The organism is Deltaproteobacteria bacterium (genome assembly GCA_016177765.1).
Taxonomy (GTDB): domain Bacteria; phylum UBA10199; class UBA10199; order JACPAL01; family JACOUP01; genus JACOUP01.
The window spans coordinates 1-2,571 of sequence record JACOUP010000018.1 but is presented as its reverse complement, the minus strand read 5'-3'; the positions used below and the strand labels follow the sequence as shown (position 1 = coordinate 2,571).

At 54.1% G+C, this 2,571-nt stretch carries 1 protein-coding gene and 1 rRNA gene; both read left to right on the top strand.

The window, feature by feature from the left end; translation table 11 throughout:
- Nucleotides 1-33 precede the first annotated feature (33 nt).
- Complete coding sequence (locus HYS22_09400) at nt 34-1,233, top strand: tyrosine--tRNA ligase (protein MBI1910364.1); 1,200 nt, start codon at nt 34-36, stop codon at nt 1,231-1,233.
- Nucleotides 1,234-1,768: 535 nt separating this feature from the next.
- A 16S ribosomal RNA gene (locus HYS22_09395) occupies nt 1,769-2,571 on the top strand; the annotation flags it as partial.

Genomic DNA, 2,571 nt, shown 5'->3' with positions numbered 1-2,571 from the left:
GGCAGACCCAAATCCACTCCCCGGATATTTCAAATGGACCCTCGTAAACAGATAGAGATAATAAGGCGCGGCACGAGCGGCATCATATCGGAAGGCGACCTTTTAAAGAAGCTCGTGGCCTCCGTTGCGAAGGGGCGGCCCTTGCGCGTAAAGGCCGGGTTCGACCCCACGGCTCCGGACCTGCACCTCGGCCACACCGTCCTAATACAGAAGCTCAAGCACTTTCAGGACCTCGGCCACCACGTACTTCTCTTGATAGGCGATTTCACGGGCATGATAGGCGACCCCACGGGCAAGTCCGAGACGAGGAAGGCGCTTACCAAAGACGAGGTCAAGAGGAACGCGGCGACATACACCGCCCAGGTCTTCAAGATACTCGATCCGAAAAAGACCGAGGTCGTCTTCAACAGCGAATGGATGGAGAGGCTCACGGCGACCGACCTCATAAGTCTCGCTTCCAAGTACACTGTCGCGAGGATGCTCGAGAGGGACGACTTTCAGAAGAGGTACAGGGAGGGGCGGCCCATCGCGATACACGAGTTCCTTTATCCGCTCATACAGGGGTACGATTCGGTCGTCCTGAAATCAGACGTCGAGCTCGGCGGCACCGACCAGCTCTTCAACCTGCTCGTGGGCAGAGAGCTCCAGAAAGAGATGGGGCAGGAGCCGCAGATAGTCGTCACCATGCCGCTTCTGGAGGGCACCGACGGCGTGCAGAAGATGAGCAAGTCGTACGGGAACTACATAGGCATAACCGAGCCGCCCTCCGAGATCTTCGGCAAGGTGATGTCGATCTCCGACGCTCTGATGGCGCGGTACTACGAGCTGTTATCGGGAGCCGCGAACGAGAGGGTGGAGGAGATAAAGGCCGGGAAGGTCCATCCCAAGGAGGCAAAGGAGGCGCTTGCATTCGAGCTCACCGAGCGCTTCGCGGGTGCTGAGGCCGCTACCAAGGCCAGAGATGACTTCAGGAACCTCTTTACGAAGCGGGAGACCCCCGAAGAGATAGAAGAGGCGCGGATAGAGCCCGACGGCGAGCGGATGTGGCTCGCAAAGATCATGGTAAAGGCGGCGCTCGCCAAATCGTCATCTGAAGCGATGAGGCTCATAGAGCAGGGCGGAGTAAAGGTGGACGGCAAGCGCGTGCTGAACCCGCGCGAGGAAGTGAGCACCAACAAGGGCTTTCTCCTGCAGGTGGGTAAGAGGTTTTTCAAGAGGATCGTCTTCGCTTAAAACTTGTTGTGCCGGAGAGCCCCAGAGCACGTTACCCCTATTTTTAAAGGCTTTTTCGCGCACAATACCGTTGACGCGACTATCCAAAGTACGACCCTGAAAAAAAGTTTGCTCTATCCGATATTTCCTGTTGACATATTTTTAGATTAGTATAAGATAGTAAATCTTGCTGGGCCTTCCGGGGGCTGTAGGGTTTCAGGGGGCAACATCGTTGGGTGAAGGGCCGGCATTTCTTTTTGGTGATCAAAGCTCTGGTGTTTGCTTTAAGCGGCACAGGGGCGAAAGAAGAAAAGACACCAAAAAGAAAAAATAGCAAAAGTTTTTCTTGACATGTTCGCGTAGATAGATATAATGCTGAATCTCGCTGCGGTAAAAGCGAGCTCTCGAAAAAGCTTGACGGTTCGAGAGGCAGTATGGTAAGATTATAATAGATGAATCTGCCATAAATCCGCAAGACTTCTGCTCTTTGAAAACTAAATAGCAAGCACAGTCAAACCTATCAAGAAAGAAACCCTTTCAAATCCAATTTGTAGATTTAATTGGAGAGTTTGATCATGGCTCAGAGCGAACGCTAGCGGCGCGCCTAACACATGCAAGTCGAGCGAGAAAGCGGGGGCAACCCTGTTAGTAAAGCGGCGCACGGGTGAGTAACGCGTGGGTAATCTACCCTTGAGACTGGAATAACCCGCCGAAAGGCGGGCTAATACCGGATAAGACCACGGGACGAAAGTCCTGAGGTTAAAGGCGGGTACTTCGGTATCTGTCACTCGAGGATGAGCCCGCGTCCCATCAGCTTGTTGGTGAGGTAATGGCTTACCAAGGCTAAGACGGGTAGCTGGTCTGAGAGGACGATCAGCCACACTGGCACTGAAACACGGGCCAGACTCCTACGGGAGGCAGCAGTGGGGAATTTTGCGCAATGGGCGAAAGCCTGACGCAGCGACGCCGCGTGAGGGAAGAAGGTTTTCGGATCGTAAACCTCTGTCGGGGGGGAAGAAACTCCGGATGGCTAATACCCATTCGGATTGACGGTACCCCCTAAGGAAGCATCGGCTAACTACGTGCCAGCAGCCGCGGTAATACGTAGGATGCAAGCGTTGCTCGGAATTATTGGGTGTAAAGGGCGCGTAGGTGGTTTGGCAAGTCACGGGTGAAAGCCCCCGGCTCAACTGGGGAATTGCCTATGATACTGCCGAACTTGAGTATGGGAGAGGGAAGTGGAATTCCTGGTGTAGCGGTGAAATGCGTAGATATCAGGAGGAACACCGGTGGCGAAGGCGGCTTCCTGGACCAATACTGACACTGAGGCGCGAAAGCGTGGGTAGCAAACAGGATTAG

Bases quoted from the DNA above. Each gene is read 5' to 3' on its own strand.
- HYS22_09400 (MBI1910364.1), top strand. From the start codon at position 34: ATGGACCCTCGTAAACAGATAGAGATAATAAGGCGCGGCACGAGCGGC.